Source organism: Pseudomonas sp. NFACC46-3, from assembly GCF_900114515.1.
Taxonomy (GTDB): Bacteria; Pseudomonadota; Gammaproteobacteria; order Pseudomonadales; family Pseudomonadaceae; genus Aquipseudomonas; species Aquipseudomonas fluorescens_Q.
Genome location: NZ_FOTH01000005.1, coordinates 193,732 through 213,840 on the forward strand (window position 1 = coordinate 193,732; position 20,109 = coordinate 213,840).

Annotated in this window: 5 protein-coding genes; 1 reads left to right on the forward strand and 4 read right to left on the reverse strand. The window is 63.7% G+C overall.

Features of this window, described 5'->3' with window-relative positions; translation table 11 throughout:
- The first annotated feature begins 1 nt into the window (after position 1).
- On the forward strand, positions 2-2,575 hold the full coding sequence (locus BM300_RS08735) for a bifunctional diguanylate cyclase/phosphodiesterase (protein WP_092145855.1): 2,574 nt from the start codon (positions 2-4) through the stop codon (positions 2,573-2,575).
- A gap of 149 nt (positions 2,576-2,724) precedes the next feature.
- On the opposite strand, the gene BM300_RS08740 is transcribed toward BM300_RS08735, so the two are convergent.
- From BM300_RS08740 to gspE, 4 genes are all read right to left on the reverse strand, one after another.
- Positions 2,725-15,345, reverse strand: coding sequence for a filamentous hemagglutinin family protein (locus BM300_RS08740; RefSeq protein ID WP_092462556.1), 12,621 nt, complete (start codon positions 15,343-15,345; stop codon positions 2,725-2,727).
- Positions 15,346-15,559: 214 nt separating this feature from the next.
- On the reverse strand, positions 15,560-16,744 hold the full coding sequence (locus tag BM300_RS08745; RefSeq protein WP_092462558.1) for a substrate-binding domain-containing protein: 1,185 nt from the start codon (positions 16,742-16,744) through the stop codon (positions 15,560-15,562).
- Positions 16,745-17,254: 510 nt separating this feature from the next.
- Positions 17,255-18,466 (reverse strand): type II secretion system inner membrane protein GspF, encoded by a 1,212-nt coding sequence (gene gspF, locus BM300_RS08750; protein ID WP_092462560.1) that lies wholly within the window; start codon positions 18,464-18,466, stop codon positions 17,255-17,257.
- Positions 18,466-19,884, reverse strand: a complete 1,419-nt coding sequence (gspE, locus tag BM300_RS08755; protein WP_092145863.1) for a type II secretion system ATPase GspE — start codon at positions 19,882-19,884, stop codon at positions 18,466-18,468. Before gspE ends, gspF begins: the two co-directional genes overlap by 1 nt.
- Positions 19,885-20,109: the final 225 nt, after the last annotated feature.

Here is a 20,109-nt window from a genome sequence, read left to right on the forward strand (position 1 = left end):
TATGATTGAAATTGCTGGCAATGACTCAACTGTCCTTTCCCCGGGTTCGCCAACCCGAAGTTTCACCCGTCGCACTTTTCCGGCCATCATGCTCCTGCTGTTTGTCATGTCCGCACTGGCGATCGCCGTGCTGCTCAACATCACCGGCGTCCAGGACCGCCGCGCCCGTGAACAGAGCCTGTTTTTCGCCCAGCAGGCCGTCGAGGGGATCCGCAAAGGTATCGGACGCGACCTGAGCGATTATTCCAAGTGGAGCGATGCCTACCGGCACCTGCATGTCAGCGTCGACAAGGAATGGGCCTACGACCAGGAAAACGTCGGCAGCAGCGTGTATTCGCTCTATGGCTACCAGGCCGTGTTTGTCATTTCGCCGACCGGCCAGACCGTCTATTCGGTGATCGACGGCCAGATGAGTGAGGTCAATGCCGACACCTGGCTGACCGGCGACTTGCGAGCGCTGTTGAAAAAAGCCGCCGCTGCGCAAAATCACGACGAAGTGGTCGTCGAGATGCTCCATCACGAGGACGCCCCTGCGTTTGTCGCCGCGTCCGCCATCACCATCGGCACGGACAGCAGCGTGCCCGAAATCCCCGGCCCGCCCAGCCTGATGCTTTTCGTCAAGGTCCTTGATCCCGGCGCCCTGGAAAACCTGGCGCGGGACTTCGCCCTGCCCGATGCCCATATCGCCAGGACACCGGGCCCCGCCGATACCGCCCAGCTGCTGCTCGACAACCTGACCCTGGAAGCCTTGGCCTGGCGGCCGCAGACCCCGGGCCAGGATCTGCGCAAAATCCTCCTGCCGTTGCTGGCCGTGGCGTTATTCGTGCTGGGGATTCTGGCCCTGGCCGTTCTGCGCCATGCCTTGGCCATGCTCCGCGCCCAGGAACGCCAGTACGCCAGCCTGCTGGCCCATCGCAAGGCGCTGGAACGCAGTGAAGAACGTTTCCGCGACATTGCCGAAGTTTCATCCGATTGGTTGTGGGAGGTCGATTCGACCGGGACCCTGACCTATCTGTCGGAACGCTTCGAACAAGTGACCGGCTTCAGTCCCACGCAGTGGCTGGGCAAACCCCTGCACCGTCTGCTTCACCCCCATGGCGGCTCGATCTCGATTGCCCAATGGCTGCTCGGCGGTGCCAACAGCGACTCCTCGGCGCCGCTGCTGTGCGAGTACACCGCGCGCAACCAGCGCATCCGTACCTGCAAACTCTCGGTGCGGGCCATCGAAGCGGGCACCCTGGGTTTTCGCGGCACCGCCACCGATATCACCGACGAATTGCGGGCACTGGCCCAGATCAAGCACCTGTCCCTGCATGATCCACTGACCGGGCTGGCCAACCGCAACCGCTTGTTCGATTGCCTGCGCGAGCACCTGGACCGAGCCGATCGTCCGCCCCTGGTGCTGCTGAACCTGGACATGGACCGATTCAAGCCGGTCAACGACTCCCTGGGGCATGCCGTGGGCGATAAAGTGCTCAAGGAGGTGGCGCATATCCTCCAGCAAAACGTGCGCGGAACTGATCTGGTGGCACGTCTGGGCGGTGACGAGTTTGTCATTGTCATGCCCGACCCGGGCGATGCCGACGATCTCGATCAACTCTGTGAACGGCTGATCGATTGCATGCAACGGCCCATGCACCTGGACGGCAATACCCTGTACCTGGGGGTCAGCATCGGCGTTGCCTGGTCGCAACCCGGAGACGAACGTGCCGATGAACTGTTGCGCCACGCCGACATCGCCTTGTATGCGGCCAAGGCCGCCGGCCGCAACACCTGGCGCGTGTATGTGGAAGCCATGGGCAACCTGGCCCGCGACCGGCGGCAATACGAACAGCAACTGCGCGACGCCATGCAACGGGATCAACTGGAACTGCGCTACTTGCCTCGCTTCGACGTGAGCGCCGAGCAATTGCACGGTTTCGAAGCCCAGACCTTCTGGCACCACCCCGAGAAAGGTGAACTGGGTGGGGCCGACTTCATACCGGTGGCCGAAACCTCGGGCCAACTGGAAGAGCTGGGTACCTGGATGCTGATCAACGTCTGTGAAGAGGCCGCCACCTGGCCGAGCGCCGTCAACGTCTCCATCGCGGTTTCCCCCCGGTGGTTCAACAGCAGCTTCCTGCTCGACCAGGTACAAGAGGCCCTCCAAGCAAGCGGCCTGGCGCCTCACCGGCTGACCCTGGAAGTGGCCGAAGGGGTTCTGCTGGCCGACCACAAGACCGTCGCCAGCACCCTCCATGCGCTCAAGGACCTCGGCGTGCGGATCAACATCGACAAATTCGGCACCAGCATCGCCTCCCTGCGCGAGGTACTGGACCAGCCGTTCGATGGCATCCGCTTCGATCGCAACATCCTGACGCAGCTGGGCCTGGAGGATGACAAGGAGGGCGTCCTGGCGATGATCCGATTGAGCCGCAGCGTAGGGCTCATGGTCACCGCCGAAGGCATCGAAAACGCCCGGCAATTCAGCCAACTGCGCAACGTGGCCTGCGACCATGTCCAAGGCCCCTACTTCGGCGCCGCCCTGGCCCGCTCGGAAATGGCCTCGTTCTTCACCACCCCGCGGTGGCTGTAACCCACTTCCTACCGCTATCGCGAGCAAGCCCACTCCCACAATAGTGGGCCCGTGGTGAACACAAGACTCATGAACACCCAAGATCACCTGTGGGAGCGAGCTTGCTCGCGATGACGCCGGCACAGCCAACCTCCCTGCAACCCACCCCCTTACAAACTCAACCGCCCCCGCTCTTCCTCAGTCAGCCGCTGGCGGTTCTGTTCGTCCAAAGGCCCCGCACCCAGGACCTGCACCGGGCTGGCCGGGTCGTAGGCCCGAGGCGCTTCGCGGCTGGCGCCGTCGCGGGACGGGGCCAGTTGCTCGGAGCCAAAACTCACCACCTGGACGGTAAACACCGACGCCTGGTTCTGCCGCGCCGCATTCTGCTGCTGACGGGCCACGTCTTCAGCCGCCTGCGTCGCCGAAGACGCCGCCGAACTGGCCGAGGTGATGGCCCCGGTGTTCACCGAGGCCGCCAGCGGCACGCCGGTGGATTTGCCCTGGGTCTGGATGTTGGCCGCGTTCACCACGGTCAACGCCGCGATGTTGACGTTACCCGACACCCGGATTCCCGCCTCGCCCGCATCGATGGTGCCCAGCGGCGCAATCAGGTCGATATCCCCCGGCGCCACTTCGGCAATCGGGTTGAGCGTGGCAATACCAGCACCGGTACTCGGCACCGCCGGCGACAGCGTCACGTTACCCCAGGTGTCGTACAGGCGCTTGGGCGGCGTATACACCACGGTGGTCTTCGAACCGCGACCGGCGTTGATATCGCCCTTGGCCGACCAGCCAAGGATCGAGCCGCCAAAGGTGGTCATGATCCGGCTCTGCCCCAGCAGAATGCTGTTCTGCGCATACAACTGGATATCGCCCTCACCCTGGGTGATGACGCCTGCGGTGGACGGCGGCGCGTTGCCCTCGATGCCGAAAGTCTGGCCGCCGCCCGGGGTCAGCATCTGGATACTGCCGCCGAAATCGGTGTGCACCCCCGCCCCGCCGAACATCGTGATGTCGCCCTTGTAGGTGATCGGATTGCCCGCCACGTCCTTGGTCGGGAACAACAAGTCGATAGCCTCACGGCCCCGCAGATAGCTGCCCTGGCGCACGCCACCGACTTCGTTGTACTCACGCCCGCCGGCCTTGAGCTCGGCGAAGTACACGTCGCGGGCAAACACCCGCTGCTGCTCGGCCGGCAGTGCCGCGAAGTAGCTGCGGGCCTGCTCGGTGTCGCCGCTGAAGCCGAAGCGTTTCTCCAGCCAATCCACCAGTTCCGCCTCGTAGGTCTTGGCGACCTTGCCGTCCTGGTTCGCCAGCGGCACACCGGCCAGGGCCTGGTTCGCCGGGTCCAGGTAGGCCTTGACGAAGCGCTCGTAATCCGCGCCGTTGAGGCCCACGCCAGCTTGCAGCACCAGGCTCGCGCCAGGGCGCGAATCTCCCGGCACCACGGCGCCGAGGCTGGTGATGCTGACCTTGTCGTCCATCAGGATATTGCGCCCGGCGGTGATTTCCAGCAGGCCGGGACCGGCGACGTTGAAGTTGCTGTAGAGGATGTCGCGCCCGGCCGAGACAATGGAGATGTCGGTGGGGTTGTTGTGGATGAAGAGGTTGCCGGCGCTGGTGTACTGCCCCGTGACAAACTCACCACCCTGGCCGCCACTCAGCGGTGTTCCGCTGCTGACAATGTCCCGCCCGGCCATCATCCACACCGACCCGGTTCCTTCGTAATAAGTCTGGCCGAATCGGCTGTCATTCGGGGTGGTGAACGTCATCGTCCGCCCGCTATTGACGGCCAGCAAGTCGCCCTTGAGCGCATAGAAACGGGCAGGATCGGTGTTGCTCGCCCATTCGTCGGACGCGCTGCTGCTGTCAAAAGCAAACAACGGCAATGTATTTGCGCCTATAGAGACACGATTGGCATCGGCGGAGAGATTACTGACCACCACAGTGTTACCGACAAGCCCCATGAAGGCCGGCCGAAATGGTGTGGCCATGGCCGTGGACGAGGCACCAGAGCGACTGACCGTCAGGTCACCGCCATAGATGGAGTCACCAGCGAGGAACTGCAACTCGCTGTTGATGCCGGGGGCAAGCAGCAAGGCTGAGCGATAGCCGTTACTGGAGTTACCGGAGCCTGCGACCTTGGCCTGGCCGTAGTAAAGACTGCCACTGGCCGCAACGGCCCGCAGAATCGATGGGTAGACTACCGCCAAGTCCGTCTCGCTCCCAGAAATCAGCGGCGTCAGATTGCCCCCCGATGACCAGAGATCAATCGCAGTATTAGCCGTCCACAACGAAAACCAGCTCACGCCCGAGCCGTTAGTCGCACCATTTTTGAAGGGCGACACGCTCATCATCGGCGCCCGGCCTGGGTCGGCAACGTCCATCACGACCAAGTCGCCCAACGTACGCAGATCGAAGGTAGCATCACCAGGCATGAGGGTCAGTCCACCGGTTGCAGCTCCTCGTGTGGACTTGAAGGAGTCGTAGGCCCGTGTTTCTCCAGGGGATTGCACTGGGGCACTGTTGCCGTAGAGCAGGTCGATACGACCAATGGCACCACCATCGATTTGGGCGTGTCCTCGCAAATTGATGACCGCGCCGTTGAGATGCCCCATGGTGAACGAGCTCTCGGGATTCAAAACACCACCCACACGCAGGTTGAGATCGCCACCGCCGGTCAATTGCAGGCTGCCATCAGAGCCCACACGTCCGGTGCTGCCCACCGCCAACAGCAGCCCCTGGCTACGAGGGTTGATGTTTGAGTTGAAGTCGTTACCGGCGAGCCGGTTCAACACCCCCGCGTCACCCTTCACCTGTACATCCAGATCACCGCCACCCAAAGTCCCGAACCCGGTGAAAGCGGCCATTTGATCAGCGCCACCCGACACCGTCGACGCGGTATGACTACCAAAGTTGATCCACCAGGCGGTCGGCTGGCTGCTCGCTGAATCACCATTGCCCTGGCGCCAGAGCCAATTGCCTACATTGGCCGAATCCTGGCCCATGTCGGTAGGGTTCGGTCGCCCGTTAGAGTTGACAGGCGCCGTCAGGTTGCCACTGAGGTCACCGCCGACCTTAAGCAACAGGTTACCGCCCGCGTCCGGATACCAGGCGCGATAGAGACTTTCAGCGCCGCCATCGACCAGCTTTTCGTTACTGCCATCCTCGTCGGTGAGCACCTTGCCATTGGCGCCCAGGGCCTTGGGCTGGTTGTAGGGATCGCCTGGGAACGTCGGTGCCGACGAGGTGCCGGCGGTGTAGATGCCGAACAACGAATCCATGCGCAGGCTGCCACCGCTGAGCAGTTCCAGGTCGCCGGTGCCGGTGCGGATGACGCTCGGACGGACACTGCCGGCAACCGCTTCATACTCCACGTCTGCGGGGGCACAGACACTCGGCGCCGCGTCGCAGAGTGACTGGACCGAATCAAACTGGAAAAACTGCGCAGCGGCCTGGCTGATCAGCTCGCCGGCCTTGACCTCAAAGCCGGAACCTGCCAATTCCTCCTCCGCTGCCTTGGTCCATCTGTAAGAAGCTTGAAGCGCGCAAATACCAGCGAAATCCGCACAGAACGCGTCAACCGAGTCGTAGCCAAAATTGCTCACGATTGTCAGGTCGACGGTTTGTCCGAGCGCTACCGTGAACCCCGCGCCCGCCAGCTCATCGACCCCTAGTTGAGTCCACTGATAGGTGCCCTTGGCCGGCACGGATTTGCCAAACATGCCGTAGTGGCTATCGGCAAGACGCAAGTCGCCTTGTACCGGATCGGGCTGGACGATCCTGCTGTCCGCCGCCGTCGTATCGGCCCCGGCCACCAGCCGCAGCGACCAGGATTGCGAACCCTCGGCGAGCATCGGGGCGATAGCCCATATGCGGCCATTGCTGCCGGCGATTTCCGGACGTAGCTGGATCGACTCGACGCCATCCGGCAACTTCACATCGGTGCCCGAGGGGATCAGCGAACCACGGTTCAGCGCCAGGCTGCCGTCCAGCTTGAGAATATTGCTCTGGACATTGCCCGCGTCGGCCACGTTGGGCAGCGCCACGCCCTTGGGCCAGGTGAAACCGAGCAAAGCGGTGGCGCCGCTCAACACGCTGCCAGCGCCCAACTGCGAGCCGGCTTCGAGGGTCTGGGCCCGGCTCAGCAAAGTGCCGGCGGCAAACAGCAGGTTGCCGGAGGCGTCGTGCACCGCAGCCGCCAATACCGTGCCGGCCGGCAGTTCCAAGGGTTGTTCCAGGATCGCCGCCACTGGCAACCGGGTGCCGGCCGCCAGGGTCACGTTTTTGATGGGTAAGTCGTAGTTGAGCGTGGTTCCCGCAGGGAACGCCGTACCGTCGGCCAGGGTCACGCCGGCACCGGGGACGACGATGTCGCCACCGGTGAAATCGATGCCGGGCAGCAACACCCAGCCTTTGTCATCCTGAGTGGCGGGCGGCGGAGCGAATCCGTCGTTGATGCTGCCGTAGATGCTCAGGTCGCCCCCGGCGCGCAGGGTCAGCGCGCCGGCCTCACCGGAGCCGTACACGGCGGTTTGCCGAGTGTGCGGGTTGACACTGGCGTAGCGATAACCGGACAGGTCCAGGTCGCCCTGCACCACCAGGTCACCGTCGGCCGTCGCACTGACGATCTCGACGCCGGGCCGCAGGTGGAACGCATCGGCGTAACGGGCGTTGTTCAGGCCGGCGAGTCTACGTTGCATCAAATCGCTGTTGGCCAGCGCCGCGTTGATGAAGGCGAGGCTGTCCTGATGCTTGCCATCCAGGTAGGCCTGGTCGATGACCTGATAAGGACGGCCACTGGCCGCCGGATCGCTGCCAAAAGCTGCGTCGTTGTATTGCCACATACCATTGACGGCGATGGACCGCGCGCCCTGGATATCCAGGTTGCCGCTGGCGTCGATGGCGATGTCACCGTGGGTGGCATCCGGGCCGGCGCGCCGGGCATTGAGTTCCAGGGTGCCGCGAGCGCGGCCATCATGCTGCCCCGCAGGCGCCGCGGTGCCATGGCGCAAATCGATGCGCGCGCCGTCGGCCAATGTCAGCACGCCGCCCCGGGAGGTGAGGTCGACCATGGCGCGGTTCGGTGAGTCGATGATCTTGCCGTAGCTGTCTACACGCAGGCGATTGCCGTGGGCATCGAGCACCGCGCTGCTGCCCAGGGTCAGGGACCGCCCGGCGGCGAGCCGGATGCTGCCGACCCGTTCGCCGCTGGCGTCTACCTTGCCATTGACCAACAGGTTTCCATTGTCGACCGATACGCTGATGGTCGAGGCCTTGAGTTCGTTGCCGATCACCAGGTCGCCCTGCTTGAGCTGGAAGCCACGGGAGCCGTAGACCTGCCCATCGTTCAAGCGTTGGTTCAACGCCGCGAACTGCTCGCTGAGATCGCCGCTGCCGCCCAGGCGCTGGGCCTGGATTTCCACGCCGCCGGCCAGGTACGGCATGGCGGTGCCGCCGGCGTCATATTCGCCCGTGCTGCTGCCGAGAATCCGACCCTGCAAATCAACGATCCCGGCGGCCTCGTCCAGGGCCACGGCACTGAGCCGGCCAGCCTGGTTGTTACGGGCCGAGAGGTCGATGCTTGAACCATCCGCCTGGCGGATGTTGCCGTTGCGGCTTTGCAGGATCACCTCACCACCGGCGCTGTAACGCGTCACATCGTTGAAGGTGACTGCGCGCCCAGCCAGGTCGATCTGCGCCGCATCCGTCAGGGTCAGGTCATCCGTCGCGCTGAGGGTGAGCTTGCCGCTGGGCAGCACCACTGCGCTGGCGAGGTTGAGGCTCGCGCCCTTGAGGGACAGCTCGCCCCCTAGCCCGGAGACAGCGCCAGGCTTAGCGGTTGTGCCCGTTACATTGACCACGCCGCCTGCAGTAATGCGGTTGACCGATCCGGCTTCACCCGTGAGCAACGGCGTGAGGATATTCAGGTTGCCGCCGCTGTAGACGTAGCCTGTTTTTGCGTCATAGGCGCCCTGGCTTTGATACACCGCCAGGCTGCCCTTGTGATTGGCGGTCAGGCGTTCGCTGGCGCTGAGGTTGACGTTGGCGAATCCCAGGGCCAGGCGGTCCAGGGTGCTGACCGAGCTGGGCTGGGCGAAGTCACCGTAGCCGAATTCGATGCGCTGGGCCTGGATGTCCAGGCGACCGGCACCGGTACCGGCCCCACCGGCAATCACCGAACCCGGCGCGCCGACATCGCCGTTCCAGATCAGGTTGGTGGTGCGAATGGTCGCCACATCATTGGCGCTACCGGCACCATAGATGGCAGGGGTGCTGAGCATCAGATTATTCAGGCGCGACTTGCCTGTTGTCGGGTCATAGGTGTCGAGACTGACGGTACCGTAAAAATTCAGCGCCTGACTGGCCGACAGTTCGAGGGTTTCCAGGGCCGGAGCACCGTACTCGGTGTCCCCGCGCAACAGGCGATCGAGCACGGTCTGGCTCAGGGTCAGCCCCGCCGGCAAGACCTGGTGCGTTGCCGCAGCGCTCAGGGCCTGGGCGGTGCCAACGTTGATGTTGCTCAGGGCCAGCGTCAGGTGACGGGTGCCATAGCGCACTTGGTCGTCCAGTTCCAGGCTGCTGCCCGAGGCGGCGACGATACTGCCTTCAGAGTGAATCTTCGTCACGCCTGTGCACGGTGTCAGGCTGCAACCGCCGATACTGACCGAACCCATGGAGCCCGATTGCGGAGCCAGCACGTTGAGCAAGCCGTTGGAAGCCGCCAGCAAATTGTAATTCTGGTTCCTCACATTGAGGTTATAGATAAAGCCATCACGGGCATCGTACGCCGCCTTGCCTTGCCCGAGGGTGTTGATGGCGGCGCCTTGTTCCACCAACAGCTCGCCCCCGTCGGTCAGCAGAAAAACCTCCGGTGCCGCCAGAGTCGCGCCTTCACGCAAAGTCACACTGCGGGAGACCCTTTGTGGCGTGACGTAGTTACCCCCTTGGCCATAAAGAATTGAAAACTGGCCGCCGATCACTTGGCGCGAGGCGTTCAATGCATTGAGGCTTGCGGCATTGAGGGTCACACCTTCGAAACCGGCCGTGGCCCCGCGCCCGTCGGCAACGACCTCCAGTGCGCTACCGGTGCCACCCACCACTGCAACGGTACCGCCGTATCCACCCGTCTGAGGCGCGAACTTGCCAATACCCTTGAAGGAGAACGCCTGATCCCCAGCGCCCCTGGCCAGGTTCAGCTTCAAAGTCTTGGCATCCACTGGCAATAAAGCCCTGGGGACACCCAGGCGTCCGGCGTCGGCCACGGCAAACTGGGCGTAGCTGGTTTCGTTGTATTGCGAGTAGCGGCGAAGCACATTTCCCGACGTCAGAATGACCTGACTGGACAAACTGTTGCGCTGCCCGGTATTAGCCACCGACAGTACCCCAGCGGTGGTCCAGGAGCCGTTGCGCATCTGTTGCGCAGCCGTTGTCACCCCCTGCCCCGCCAGGCCATTGACTTCGACCCGGAACGCTCCCGGCAACAAGGCGTAGGTGGAGGGCATCAAGGTATAGGTACCCGCGGCCAATCCCGGAACGCCAGCACCAATGGTAATTTGCTGGCCTACCCTGGGGTCCACTGCGCCACCTTCGGGGGCGACTGGTGCATATTGGCTCTGGTTGCCCGGCACGATGGCATAGACCGGGTTGCTGGATAGGCCCGGCAAGGTAAAACCGCCGTTCGCGCCGATTTGTACCAGCGGATTGAAACGCGCGTCGGTGGAACCCCCTCGGCCGGAGATAAACCCGGCGCCGAGCAAGTCACCACCCCCCGAGAGGTCGAGTACCGAGCCTTCCTGAGCAACCACCGACTGCCCCCCCAGAATCACGCCGACATTGAGGTCACCATTGTCGGAGGGCACTGCGCCTTGCCCCAGCAGAACGACTTTTTTGCCTGCGTACTGGTAACTCTGCCCATCGACAGTACCGCCATAAGGCAGGATCAGCCCTAGGCCGCTGACGGAGGTCAAACTGTCCGGCAACAAGTCCAGCCGGGCAGATATGCCCGCCGAGCTATCATTTGTACCGACTTCAAGCAGCCCAAGCGGAGCCCGTACGACACCCCCTTGTTCGATCTTCGCACTGCCCAATTGCAAGCGACCGAACACCGAATAAGGCACCTGGGGGACGACCTGGGTGGTACGGCCGATAACCAGACTGCGCGTCGGATCGTAGAGAGGGATGTTGTTAACGGGATCGCGCCCCCAGCCATACCCTGCCAAAACACGAGCGCCTACGCCGGTCGCTGGGTACAGTTGGGCGGCCTGCAGGATCATGTCCGCAGGCGTCACCAGTTGAGTTGTGAAACCTAAAGGCAACCCTTCGTTCGAGAACCCGGCCAGGAATCGCACATCTCCCCGACTGCTTAACTGAACCCGGTCAAAACCTGTGCGCTCCAACTCGACGGTGCTGCCGTCGGCCTGCCGCACGGTGCCCTTGCTACTGAACGTCACGTTACCCTGCACATCCAACAGGTCTGCGTTGACAGAAAACACGGCCTTGTTCGTCTGCAATGATACGCCGCCGTCGACCACCGGTCGGACGTAGTTATCCTTGTTTGGAAGGTTGGCCGCGGGGCCCGACAGCAGTACATGGGAAGCATTGAGTTGAGCCCGGGTATTTGGCGCGGCTGCACTCGTGACAAAGTTGCGGGCATACAGGCTCAGGCTTTGGCCAAGGGACAGCGACACGTCACCATCGATACTCAACAGTCCATTGCTCAACAGCGCCAGGCTGTCGAAACCTCCCGACTGGACCTGATCAACACCCAAGCGCCCGTGGCCGTAAACCAACGAGTCCGCCGCTGTCTCGGCATTACCCTCCAGCAAGCTCGCAGGCGCGGTCTGTCCCAACACCAACTCACGCACCTTCATCGCTCGGTCGCTGGCGGCGTTCTTCACGTAGTAAGGCGTTTCCAATGCCACCGACAACTTGCCGCCCGCCGCCCCTGTCCCGCCCGAATGGGCGCTGAATGCGCCATCCAGGTACAAACCATTGGCCGACGCCAGGGAAATGCTGCCGCCATTGCTCGCCACCGAGGTGCGCCCCTGTCCGGGAATATCCAGCACGGCCTGGCTGCCATCCGCTTGCAGACGCGCGCCCTCGCGCACCACCACAAACAGTTCGGATGCGGAAGCCGAACCTTTCTCGGCGTCGATCTGGCCGCCGATGACAATCTGCCCGCCATCACGTACCAGGCCATAGGTCTGACCGCGCATATCCTGGGCGGTCACGGCCCGACTGGAGACATCGATCAGAGCCTGCTCGCCCAGCCAGATGGAGCGACCGTGGCCCTGAGCGTTGACGGCTTCACCCTCCGCACCGATGACACTCAACCCGGTGAGGCTGACCCGCCCACCCCACGCATTGAGGGTACCGTTGGCGGTGAGTTGACCGATGCTGCACACATCGATGCCCTGGCCCGGATCGACGCTGACCACGCTGCCCTTGCCCAGGTTCAACACCGTGCTGGCCATGTCGGCGGCGCTGGAGTTCGCGGTACCGGCAGTGAGACTCAGGCTCGCGCCGCGACGCTGGGTCATGACACCTTTGATCGCATCTTCCTGGTACAGCTCCGGCGTCCAGCGCTGCAACGCATCGGCCGGCTCCGCGCCGCTGCCGGTGTTCAACGCCTGCTCGCCAAAGCGGTACACCGGCATCGTCACATCGACCTGGGCCCCGTCGGCCACGGTCAGACCTTCGTTACCGGTGATGTCATAGGCCGAGAAGCCTTTGTCAAAAAAGTCTCCGCCCAGTTGCAGGGTGCCCGGTTCAAGCGGCGAGCCGCTGTCGCCGATCAGCACTTTATGGGCCGCCAGCGTCAAGGTCCCGCCGCCATTCACGCCGGTGCCGCGCAGTTCACCGTCAAGGTTCAAGGCGCCGTTATCGGACGATGCGCCGGTACTGGCGGTCAGGGTCAGGTCACCGCCCTTGCCGCCGCGGGTCTTGCCATCGGCCATGACCGCAGCACCGGAACTGACGTCAATCCGACTGCCCTGACGAACGTCAATGTCGCCACTGCTGCGCACGGACACCGTGCCGCCGTTGAGGAACGGCAGGCCTTGGCGGTCGTTGCCGTCAAGCAGCAAATTGCTCCACCGCCCAGCGGTGTTCAGCATCACGCCCTCGCCCAACGTGACCCCGGCACGCTGACCGGTGGCGGGCGAAAGCACGACGTCTCCCATCTGGAAGTTATCGGTTCTGACCTGCTTAAGAACGTTACCCAAGGCAATGCGACCGCTGCGAGCCGTCAGGTTGGCGTTGACTTCCACCTGTGGTGCATAAAGCGTGATGTCGCCGCCATCGGCCACTTTAAGCGTGCCATCGACTTTGATACCTTCTGCCGCCGCCACCTTGACCGCGCCGAGCTGAAAGCCATTGAGCAGTTCGTTATCCAGCACCAGCTTGCCTTGCCGATCGGTGTCGACCACCGAGGTCAGGTCCTGGCCCGCGGCAATCTTGTCGGTCACCTTGCCGACGGTGACCTGATCGAAGGTGGGGTTCAAACCGCTGTTGATCACGCGTGCAGTCTTGTCATAGATCGGCGTGTAGCTGCCCACCCACAACTGCGCCCGTCGGGCCACGGCATTTTGCGATTGCTGGTAACCGTCGAGGTTGAGATTCGGCGCCTGAGTCTGGCGTTCACCCTGGTAGACCTCACCAACGATTTGGCCTTCCAGCACCGCGTTGCGGGTCGACACCACCAGCTTGCCGGCATCGCGGCCGACGGTGTAGCCGGCTTCGAAACGCTCGCGTGGGGCAATCAGCGGGTTGTAGTAGTAATCGGTCTGGCCCCAACGCTGGCTGTGGTCTTCGTAGCCCTTGTAGATACCGGTGTAGAGAATGTCCCCCGGCGCCTTGGACAATTCATGCAAACGCCCATCAGCGCCCTTGAGCCAGGACTGCCGCAAGTAGCCGCTCTGCACATCCAGGGTACCGCCAGACAGGTTCAGTTGCGCTGCCTGCTGGGTCACCACGTCGTTGCCAGTGAACGTCAGGGTGCCGCCTTGAGCAGCCCATTCACCGGCGCTGTGGCCTCGGGTCCCCAAGTAACCGCCGACTTCCAACAGCCCACCCGCCGTGTACCAACGGTCGGTGGCGTAGCCATTGGTGCCTGCCGGCACGTAGATCAAGTCACGCACATCCACCCAGACATCGTTGTTGGTCAGCTTGCCGCCGTCGCGGTTGACCGGCGCATCGCGCTGTTCATTGCCCTGCACGTTGACCTTGATGGAGTTGGACTCCATCGCCACCTTGACGCCAATGGCGCCGGATACGTCGATCACCGCGCCATCGCGCACCAGGCTGCGCCCGGCGGCGCTGACCGCGACCTGGCCGCCGGTGGCCAGGGTGATGGAGCCGTTCTGGAAGTCGACGCTGCCGCCACTGACGATCTCGACCCGCGACTGATCGGTGCGGTCGACCACGCTGCTGAGGTTGTTGAACTGGCCGGTGATCAGGTTGTTCGGCGTGCCATCCAGGCCGGCCGGTCCGGCATTGCGCTGACTGTCCAGGGCACTGCCGCCGGCGGCGTCGAGCAACACCGCCGTGGCGCTGCCCAGCCCCAGGGTCACGCTGCCAGTGCTGTCGCTGAAGGCGTTGAGCAGGTGCACGGTGCCGCGGGTGTCCACCGAACTGCTGGCCACGGCCACGCCGTTCTGCTGCACATTGTGTCCGGTGAGGGTGATGTCGCCGGTGCTGGCCTGGATCAGGCCGCTGTTGATCACCGTGCCGGCGCTGCTGCCCGGCTTGAGGGACGTCGCCACCTCGTTGCCACGGGTGGTGGAACGCAGGTTACCGCTGGTGCCCTGGCCCCGGCGGATGTAGAAGCTGTCGCCCGCCGCCAGGGAGGTCTGGCCCTTGGCGGTGATGATAGAGCCGGCGTTCTCCACTTCGCTACCCAGCAACAAGGCATAACCACCACCGGTCGTAGAGGTAGAGGCGCGGTGGGTTTCGATCAGTGCGCCCTGCTGCACTTCGACCTTGCCCGCCGCGTCGGTGAAGGTCGGCTGGGTGCCAGTGGCATCGACGTACAAGCCGCGCTTGCTGAATTGCTCATCGCTGATGTTGGCCGCCACCGCCGCCAGGTTGCGCACGTTGACCTGGCTGCTGCCGCTGAAAATGATGCCATTGCGGTTCACCAGCATCACCGTGCCGTTGCCCTTGATCTGGCCCTGGATCTGGCTCGGTCGCGCCTGCGGATCGTTGACCCGGTTGAGCACGGCCCAGTCCGACTGCTGCTGGAAATCCACGGTGGTGTTGCGCCCGACGTTGAAGGTTTCCCAGTTGAGAATCGCCTTGTCGGCGGTCTGCTCGATCTTCACCGTGGTCTTGCCGCCGGCCTGGGTCTGCTGCGGTCCCTTGGCGTTGAGCCAGCCCTGGGCCAGGCTGTTATCGACCTTGAGCCCGCCCTCGCCCAAGCCGTCGGGCACGGTCTGGATTTGCCCGAACGCGGCCTGCCTTCCTGCCGCTTGCGCCGCCTGCTGGGCCGCGATGGCGGCCACGGTGTTGTTGAGGTTGGTCAGCGAACGCTGCAGCTGCGCATTGGCCCGTTGCTGTTGGGCCAAGGGCGGCGGCATGCCTGGCAACGCCGTCGTGGGCCGTGCCGCGCCACCGGCAGGGGACGCGCCCTTGGCGGCAAACCAGGCCGAACTGAACGCGGTCGCCGCCTGGGCATTGCCAGCCACCATCAGCAGGGCAATGGCCTGGGCCAGCGGCTTGAGCCGCAACATCGACAACTCGCCATCGCGACGTGGAGCATTCAGGTTCGTCTGGGGTTTGCAGCGCAGCATCCTACTCATCCTTTCGGGTTCGCTCTAAGGGGGCGCAACGCAGTGCTATCAAGCTGCCAGCGTTGGTTATAGGGGATAGGCGGTTACAGCCGCTCGGGACCGAACGGATGTCATGAAAATTTCATGTGGCTGTGTTGGCGCGGGTATGACGCAAAAAGTCAGCAACGGCTTTCACCGTTGCTGACCGGCTGTTGCAGGTCGTTCAAGCCTGGGCTTACAACGGACGACCGATGGCGTTGCAGACACTGGTGTTGCCGATGCTCAGACCGCTGGAAGCCGTGACGAAGGAATCACGAATGGCAGTTTTCCAAGCCGAAGGCAGTGGCACGAAACGGTTGGCGGTGATGGCCGAGTCGTTGTTGGTCAACGAACCGTAGTGACGGCTGAAGAAGTTGCGAACCTGAGTGGTCTGGGTCGCATCGGCGTAGCACTGGCTGAAGATCACGTTGGTGAAACCCAGGATTGGGTAGCCGGTGGTTGGGTAGAGGCGCAAGCTAGGATCAGCCGGAATGGTTTCATCGATCACTTTTTGGGAAGTGAAAATAGGCACCCAGGCGTTTGGTTTTGACCGGTCGGCAACAGCAGGAACCGTAACGGCATTGATAGCTGCCGACACGTTGGCTGGTGCAGGGGAAAGACCGCCAACACGAGCGACCTTGGTGGCGTCGTCCAGACCGGCCAGGGTAGTAGCGGCGTAATCCGGGCTCATATAGGTGATACGACCCTGCGCAGCGTTCAGTGCAGTCATCACGTTAGCACTGCCGGAGGCGGAAACGGCACCAGCTGGCAGGCCACCGCTGTAGCTGGAGGCGAAGGTGGTGGTGACACTGAAGGTGCCGGTTTCAGCGCACTTGGCATTCAGGAAGCGGGTGAACAGCTCGGTGGTGCCGCTGCTTTCTGAACGGTAAACCACGGTGATTGCGCCAGTACGGCCCGAACCAGTGATCTGGCTCCAGTCGGTCAGACGGCCGGAGAACACGCCGCACAGTTGGTTGACGCTCAGGTCGACGTTGGCGGTGCCAGTCTTGTTGAACGGAATGGCAACCGAAGTGGCGACCGAAGGCACTTGGATCAATGGACCCCAGGCGGCACCGTGGGCACTGACGTAGGTGCTCAGTTCAGTGGCGCTGAGCTTGGAGTCGCTACCAGCCCAGTGCACTTTCTTGCCGCTGGTGTCGCCAGGCACGAACTTGGTGTAGTCGTTGGTCAGGAAAGCAGCCTTGCCAGCACCGCTGCCCACGCCGATGTAGGGGGCAAAACCGGCAGGCAGTACGCCGGAAGTCTGATAGAGCGGCTGAGGCAAGGTAGCACCACCGCCGTTGACATCAGCCATGGCAGCCTGAGCGGCGCAGAGGCCGGCGAGGGTCAGGGATACCGCGAGAACGTTGCGCTTAAACATGAAGAATCTCCTTTCATCGTGTTCGTACGAAGGTTGGGTGACGCGTGCTTGCCGTCATGGCGCTCGGTCCTGTGCCGATGGCGATGGGGTGAGGCCATGGGTTAGAAATTCGCAGTTTCCGGTGACAGATAAAGGAAAAAACCTCGGGAGCCGAGGGCTGTTTTTCGGGTTTTTTCCTCGGGTGTTCGAGGGCTCTGCGCCGTGGGTTCAGGCGGATTTTCCAGGGGGATGGCGAGGGTTGGCCGTGGAGGGGGCGGTGGACGGTTGCCGGGCGACGGAAGATGACAGAACGAGGAACCCGAGTTTGGCGAGGGTGAGGCTCGGGAGGTGTCGCGTCACTGCCAAACAACGGGCTGCTTTTGTGGCGAGGGAGCTTGCTCCCGCTGGGTTGCGAAGCGACCCCAAACCGGCTGACTGCGATCTGTCTGTTGTACTGGAAAGTCAGGTTTTGGGTCTGCTGCGCAGCCCAGCGGGAGCAAGCTCCCTCGCCACGGTTTTGTGCGCGGTGGGCTATTGAACCAACTGATTGATCTCGATAATCGGCAGCAACACCGCCATGACGATCACCAGCACCACCCCGCCCATGACCACGATCATCAGCGGCTCCAGCAGCGCGGTCATGCCCATGGCCCGGCGTTCGATGTCGCGGGACAGGGTTTGTGCGGCGCGTTCGAGCATCGGCGGCAGGCAGCCGGTTTTCTCGCCGCTGGCGATCAGGTGGATCAGCACCGGCGGGAAGACTTTTTCCACCCGCAGCGCCGCCGCCAGGTTGACGCCTTCGCGGACCTTGGCCGTGGCCTCGCTGACGCTCAGGCTCAGACGGTCGTTGGACAGCGTCTGGCGCGCCGCCTCCAGGGCTCGCAGCAACGGCACCCCTGCTCCGCCGAGAATTGCCAGGGTCGAGGCAAACCGCGCGGTGTTGAGGCCCAGTACAAAACGCCCGATCAGCGGCAGGCGCAACACCCGCGCGTGCCAACTCAGCCGCGCCGCCGGTTTGCGCAAGTACATACGCCAACTCCAGAAGCCACCGGCCAGCACGCCAAAACACAACCAGCCCCAGGCACGAATGAAATCACTGGCAGTGAGCATCGCCACGGTCAGCGCGGGCAGGTCTTGCCGGGCCTGGGAGAACGCGCTGACCACCTGGGGCACCACGTAGCTGAGGAGGAAAATCACGATGGCGATCGACACCAGCCCCACCACCCCAGGGTAGATGAACGCCGTGAGGATCTTGCCCCGCAAGTTGTTACGCTCTTCGATGTAGTCCGCCAATCGCTCCATCACCTGGGCCAGGTCGCCGGACTCTTCACCGGCGGCAATCAACGCCCGATAGATTTCCGGAAAATCCCGGGGGCGTGCCGCCAGGGCTTCGGCCAGGCGCATGCCGCTGCGCACATCGGCGCGCACCGCGCTTAAGGTCTGGGCGATGTGCTTGCGCTCGGCCTGCTCCACCGTAGCGCTCAATGCGGCCTCCAACGGCAGGCTGGCGCCCAGCAGGCTCGCCAGTTGGCGGGTGGCCCAGGCCAGGTCGTTGTCCGAGAGCTTGGCGCTGAACAAGCCTCCGCCGTTGGCCGGTGGCGTGTTGCGCTCGACCTGCACCTGCAATGCCGTCAGCCCACGGCTGCGCAACAGGTTGAAGGCTGCCCCCTGGCTGTCGGCTTCCAAATGTCCGGATTCGATCTTGCCCTGGGCGTCGGCGGCCTCGAAACGGTAGCGATTCATCAGGCGTCCCGTGTCACGCGCAGGATTTCTTCAGGGGCCGTGGTGCCACTGCGCACCCAGCGCTCGCCATCCTCGCGCATGCTGAACATCCCGGCTCGACGGGCAGCGGCGCGCAGTGCCTGCTCCCCTGCCCCCTGGTGGATCAGCGTGCGGATGTCATCGTCAATGCAGAACAGTTCATGGATCCCGGTGCGCCCGCTGTAGCCGGTCTGGTTGCAGCTCGGGCAACCCACCGGGCGCCAGGTGCCGGGCGTGGCCGGATCCGGTTGCTTGCACTGCGGGCAGAGCCTGCGCACCAGTCGCTGGGCCAGCACGCCGAGCATCGACGAGGCCAGCAGGAACGGCTCGACGCCCATGTCGATCAAGCGGTTGATGGCCGACACCGCGTCGTTGGTGTGCAGCGTCGCCAACACCAGGTGACCGGTGAGGGAGGCCTGCACGGCGATTTGCGCGGTTTCCAGGTCGCGGATTTCGCCGATCATGATGATGTCCGGGTCCTGGCGCAGGATCGCCCGCAACGCCAGGGCGAAGGTCATGTCGATCTTGGCGTTGACCTGGATCTGGCTGATGCCCGGCAGATCGTATTCCACCGGGTCTTCCACCGTGAGGATGTTGTGGACGCTGGCGTCCAGCCGGGCCAGGGCGGCATAGAGGCTGGTGGTCTTGCCGCTACCGGTGGGACCGGTGACCAGGACGATGCCGTGGGGCTGACGGATCAGGTGATCGAGCTTGCCCAGCACGTCCGGGTCCATGCCTAACGTTTCCAGTTGCAGGCGTCCGGCCTGCTTGTCCAACAGCCGCATCACCACCCGTTCGCCGTGGCCGGTGGGCACCGTCGAGACGCGGATATCGATCGGGCGCCCGGCGACGCGCAGGGCGATGCGTCCGTCCTGGGGCAGGCGTTTTTCGGCGATGTCGAGCTGGGCCATGATCTTGATCCGCGACACCAACGCGCCGTGCAGGGCCTTGCGCGGCGAAACCACATCGCGCAGGGTGCCGTCGACGCGGTAGCGCACCACCGAATGGCTCTCGTAGGGTTCGATGTGGATGTCGCTGGCCTCGTCTCGTGCGGCCTGGGTCAGCAAGGCGTTGATCATGCGGATCACCGGCGCGCCGTCCTGGGTGTCCAGCAGGTCGGTGATCTCGGGGATGTCCTGCATCAACCGGTCGAGGTCCACTTCGTTTTCCGCCGCGCCCACGACGGCGGCAGCACTGCCCGTGTCGGCATAAGCACTGTTGAGCAGCCCATCGAGCTCCTCGTCGCGCACCCGCTCCAGCCGCACGTCGCCGAACTGACGACGCACCTCGCTGATGGACCAACCCGGCGTGGACGGGCACACCATCAGCACCGCCCCCTCTGCGGACTGACGCAGTACCAGGCGCTGGGCCTTGGCCCAGGCGTATGGGAGGGTGTTCATGGGCACACTTCCTCTACGACTGACCCACCCACCACTGTGGCGAGGGAGCTTGCTCCCGCTGGGCTGCGCAGCAGCCCCAAAACCAGGCACCTCGGTGTGCCAGGCAGATGGCATGCAATCTTTTTGGGGTCGCTTCGCAACCCAGCGGGAGCAAGCTCCCTCGCCACGAAATTCAGCAGGTCGGTGAGACGACGCACCTCGCTGATGGACCAGCCCGGCGTGGAC

What these genes read in the sequence shown, in the direction of transcription:
- BM300_RS08740 (WP_092462556.1), bottom strand. Translation starts at nt 15,345, where the DNA reads ATGCTGCGCTGCAAACCCCAGACGAACCTGAATGCTCCACGTCGCGAT.
- gspE (WP_092145863.1), bottom strand. Translation starts at nt 19,884, where the DNA reads ATGAACACCCTCCCATACGCCTGGGCCAAGGCCCAGCGCCTGGTACTG.
- BM300_RS08745 (WP_092462558.1), bottom strand. Translation starts at nt 16,744, where the DNA reads ATGTTTAAGCGCAACGTTCTCGCGGTATCCCTGACCCTCGCCGGCCTC.
- gspF (WP_092462560.1), bottom strand. Translation starts at nt 18,466, where the DNA reads ATGAATCGCTACCGTTTCGAGGCCGCCGACGCCCAGGGCAAGATCGAA.
- BM300_RS08735 (WP_092145855.1), top strand. Translation starts at nt 2, where the DNA reads ATGATTGAAATTGCTGGCAATGACTCAACTGTCCTTTCCCCGGGTTCG.